The organism is Pseudomonas sp. 9.1(2019) (assembly GCF_009910445.1).
Classification (GTDB): domain Bacteria; phylum Pseudomonadota; class Gammaproteobacteria; order Pseudomonadales; family Pseudomonadaceae; genus Aquipseudomonas; species Aquipseudomonas paraversuta.
The window spans coordinates 1-4,973 of record NZ_VBWF01000030.1 but is presented as its reverse complement, the minus strand read 5'-3'; the positions used below and the strand labels follow the sequence as shown (position 1 = coordinate 4,973).

Here is a 4,973-nt window from a genome sequence, read left to right as displayed (position 1 = left end):
GAGATCGAAAGCGCAACCAACCGCTCTTTAACAACTGAATCAAGCAATTCGTGTGGGTGCTTGTGGAGTCAGACTGATAGTCAACAAGATTATCAGCATCACAAGTTACTCCGCGAGAAATCAAAGATGTAACCAACGATTGCTGAGCCAAGTTTAGGGTTTCTTAAAAACCCAAAGATGTTTGAACTGAAGAGTTTGATCATGGCTCAGATTGAACGCTGGCGGCAGGCCTAACACATGCAAGTCGAGCGGTAGAGAGGTGCTTGCACCTCTTGAGAGCGGCGGACGGGTGAGTAATACCTAGGAATCTGCCTGGTAGTGGGGGATAACGTTCGGAAACGGACGCTAATACCGCATACGTCCTACGGGAGAAAGCAGGGGACCTTCGGGCCTTGCGCTATCAGATGAGCCTAGGTCGGATTAGCTAGTTGGTGAGGTAATGGCTCACCAAGGCTACGATCCGTAACTGGTCTGAGAGGATGATCAGTCACACTGGAACTGAGACACGGTCCAGACTCCTACGGGAGGCAGCAGTGGGGAATATTGGACAATGGGCGAAAGCCTGATCCAGCCATGCCGCGTGTGTGAAGAAGGTCTTCGGATTGTAAAGCACTTTAAGTTGGGAGGAAGGGCATTAACCTAATACGTTAGTGTTTTGACGTTACCGACAGAATAAGCACCGGCTAACTCTGTGCCAGCAGCCGCGGTAATACAGAGGGTGCAAGCGTTAATCGGAATTACTGGGCGTAAAGCGCGCGTAGGTGGTTTGTTAAGTTGAATGTGAAATCCCCGGGCTCAACCTGGGAACTGCATCCAAAACTGGCAAGCTAGAGTATGGTAGAGGGTAGTGGAATTTCCTGTGTAGCGGTGAAATGCGTAGATATAGGAAGGAACACCAGTGGCGAAGGCGACTACCTGGACTGATACTGACACTGAGGTGCGAAAGCGTGGGGAGCAAACAGGATTAGATACCCTGGTAGTCCACGCCGTAAACGATGTCAACTAGCCGTTGGGAGTCTTGAACTCTTAGTGGCGCAGCTAACGCATTAAGTTGACCGCCTGGGGAGTACGGCCGCAAGGTTAAAACTCAAATGAATTGACGGGGGCCCGCACAAGCGGTGGAGCATGTGGTTTAATTCGAAGCAACGCGAAGAACCTTACCAGGCCTTGACATCCAATGAACTTTCTAGAGATAGATTGGTGCCTTCGGGAACATTGAGACAGGTGCTGCATGGCTGTCGTCAGCTCGTGTCGTGAGATGTTGGGTTAAGTCCCGTAACGAGCGCAACCCTTGTCCTTAGTTACCAGCACGTAATGGTGGGCACTCTAAGGAGACTGCCGGTGACAAACCGGAGGAAGGTGGGGATGACGTCAAGTCATCATGGCCCTTACGGCCTGGGCTACACACGTGCTACAATGGTCGGTACAAAGGGTTGCCAAGCCGCGAGGTGGAGCTAATCCCATAAAACCGATCGTAGTCCGGATCGCAGTCTGCAACTCGACTGCGTGAAGTCGGAATCGCTAGTAATCGTGAATCAGAATGTCACGGTGAATACGTTCCCGGGCCTTGTACACACCGCCCGTCACACCATGGGAGTGGGTTGCACCAGAAGTAGCTAGTCTAACCCTCGGGAGGACGGTTACCACGGTGTGATTCATGACTGGGGTGAAGTCGTAACAAGGTAGCCGTAGGGGAACCTGCGGCTGGATCACCTCCTTAATCGACGACATCAGCTGCTCCATAAGTTCCCACACGAATTGCTTGATTCATTGAAGAAGACGGTAGAAGCAACGTTAAATCGTGGCTTCTCTATCGTAAAGCTTAGAAATGAACATTCCATCAGATGGTGGTGAATGTTGATTTCTGATCTTTTGATTAGATCGTTCTTTAAAAATTTGGGTATGTAATAGAAAGTTAGACTGGATAGCACTTTCACTGGTGTTTATTCAGGCTAAGGTAAAATTTGTGAACGTTCTTAATTGAACATGCGAATTTTCGGCGAATGTCGTCTTCATAGTATAACCAGATTGCTTGGGGTTATATGGTCAAGTGAAGAAGCGCATACGGTGGATGCCTTGGCAGTCAGAGGCGATGAAAGACGTGGTAGCCTGCGAAAAGCTTCGGGGAGTCGGCAAACAGACTTTGATCCGGAGATGTCTGAATGGGGGAACCCACCTAACATAAGTTAGGTATCTTAAGCTGAATACATAGGCTTAAGAAGCGAACCAGGGGAACTGAAACATCTAAGTACCCTGAGGAAAAGAAATCAACCGAGATTCCCTTAGTAGTGGCGAGCGAACGGGGACCAGCCCTTAAGCTGTATTGATGTTAGCGGAACGCTCTGGAAAGTGCGGCCATAGTGGGTGATAGCCCTGTACGCGAAAACATCTTTACAGTGAAATCGAGTAGGACGGAGCACGAGAAACTTTGTCTGAATATGGGGGGACCATCCTCCAAGGCTAAATACTACTGACTGACCGATAGTGAACTAGTACCGTGAGGGAAAGGCGAAAAGAACCCCGGAGAGGGGAGTGAAATAGATCCTGAAACCGTATGCGTACAAGCAGTGGGAGCCCACTTTGTTGGGTGACTGCGTACCTTTTGTATAATGGGTCAGCGACTTATTTTCAGTGGCAAGCTTAACCGAATAGGGGAGGCGTAGCGAAAGCGAGTCTTAATAGGGCGTCTAGTCGCTGGGAATAGACCCGAAACCGGGCGATCTATCCATGGGCAGGTTGAAGGTTGGGTAACACTAACTGGAGGACCGAACCGACTACCGTTGAAAAGTTAGCGGATGACCTGTGGATCGGAGTGAAAGGCTAATCAAGCTCGGAGATAGCTGGTTCTCCTCGAAAGCTATTTAGGTAGCGCCTCATGTATCACTGTAGGGGGTAGAGCACTGTTTCGGCTAGGGGGCCATCCCGGCTTACCAAACCGATGCAAACTCCGAATACCTACAAGTGCCGAGCATGGGAGACACACGGCGGGTGCTAACGTCCGTCGTGAAAAGGGAAACAACCCAGACCGTCAGCTAAGGTCCCAAAGTTATGGTTAAGTGGGAAACGATGTGGGAAGGCTTAGACAGCTAGGAGGTTGGCTTAGAAGCAGCCACCCTTTAAAGAAAGCGTAATAGCTCACTAGTCGAGTCGGCCTGCGCGGAAGATTTAACGGGGCTCAAACCATACACCGAAGCTACGGGTATCATCTTAGGATGATGCGGTAGAGGAGCGTTCTGTAAGCCTGTGAAGGTGAGTTGAGAAGCTTGCTGGAGGTATCAGAAGTGCGAATGCTGACATGAGTAACGATAATGGGTGTGAAAAACACCCACGCCGAAAGACCAAGGTTTCCTGCGCAACGTTAATCGACGCAGGGTTAGTCGGTCCCTAAGGCGAGGCTGAAAAGCGTAGTCGATGGAAAACAGGTTAATATTCCTGTACTTCTGGTTATTGCGATGGAGGGACGGAGAAGGCTAGGCCAGCTTGGCGTTGGTTGTCCAAGTTTAAGGTGGTAGGCTGGAATCTTAGGTAAATCCGGGATTCTAAGGCCGAGAGCTGATGACGAGTTAACTTTTAGTTAACGAAGTGGTTGATGCCATGCTTCCAAGAAAAGCTTCTAAGCTTCAGGTAACCAGGAACCGTACCCCAAACCGACACAGGTGGTTGGGTAGAGAATACCAAGGCGCTTGAGAGAACTCGGGTGAAGGAACTAGGCAAAATGGCACCGTAACTTCGGGAGAAGGTGCGCCGGTGAGGGTGAAGCATTTACTGCGTAAGCCCACGCCGGTCGAAGATACCAGGCCGCTGCGACTGTTTATTAAAAACACAGCACTCTGCAAACACGAAAGTGGACGTATAGGGTGTGACGCCTGCCCGGTGCCGGAAGGTTAATTGATGGGGTTAGCTAACGCGAAGCTCTTGATCGAAGCCCCGGTAAACGGCGGCCGTAACTATAACGGTCCTAAGGTAGCGAAATTCCTTGTCGGGTAAGTTCCGACCTGCACGAATGGCGTAACGATGGCGGCGCTGTCTCCACCCGAGACTCAGTGAAATTGAAATCGCTGTGAAGATGCAGTGTATCCGCGGCTAGACGGAAAGACCCCGTGAACCTTTACTATAGCTTTGCACTGGACTTTGAATTTGCTTGTGTAGGATAGGTGGGAGGCTTTGAAGTGTGGACGCCAGTCTGCATGGAGCCAACCTTGAAATACCACCCTGGCAACTTTGAGGTTCTAACTCAGGTCCGTTATCCGGATCGAGGACAGTGTATGGTGGGTAGTTTGACTGGGGCGGTCTCCTCCTAAAGAGTAACGGAGGAGTACGAAGGTGCGCTCAGACCGGTCGGAAATCGGTCGTAGAGTATAAAGGCAAAAGCGCGCTTGACTGCGAGACAGACACGTCGAGCAGGTACGAAAGTAGGTCTTAGTGATCCGGTGGTTCTGTATGGAAGGGCCATCGCTCAACGGATAAAAGGTACTCCGGGGATAACAGGCTGATACCGCCCAAGAGTTCATATCGACGGCGGTGTTTGGCACCTCGATGTCGGCTCATCACATCCTGGGGCTGAAGCCGGTCCCAAGGGTATGGCTGTTCGCCATTTAAAGTGGTACGCGAGCTGGGTTTAGAACGTCGTGAGACAGTTCGGTCCCTATCTGCCGTGGACGTTTGAGATTTGAGAGGGGCTGCTCCTAGTACGAGAGGACCGGAGTGGACGAACCTCTGGTGTTCCGGTTGTCACGCCAGTGGCATTGCCGGGTAGCTATGTTCGGGAAAGATAACCGCTGAAAGCATCTAAGCGGGAAACTTGCCTCAAGATGAGATCTCACTGGAACCTTGAGTTCCCTAAAGGGCCGTCGAAGACTACGACGTTGATAGGTTGGGTGTGTAAGCGCTGTGAGGCGTTGAGCTAACCAATACTAATTGCCCGTGAGGCTTGACCATATAACACCCAAGCAATTTGCGTCGAAGAGACAAGA

At 50.7% G+C, this 4,973-nt stretch carries 2 rRNA genes; both read left to right on the top strand.

Going from position 1 to position 4,973, the window contains the following annotated elements:
- Positions 1-183 precede the first annotated feature (183 nt).
- A 16S ribosomal RNA gene (locus FEZ21_RS22440) occupies positions 184-1,720 on the top strand.
- A gap of 324 nt (positions 1,721-2,044) precedes the next feature.
- Positions 2,045-4,938, top strand: a 23S ribosomal RNA gene (locus FEZ21_RS22435).
- Together the 16S and 23S rRNA genes form the textbook arrangement of a ribosomal RNA operon.
- Positions 4,939-4,973: the final 35 nt, after the last annotated feature.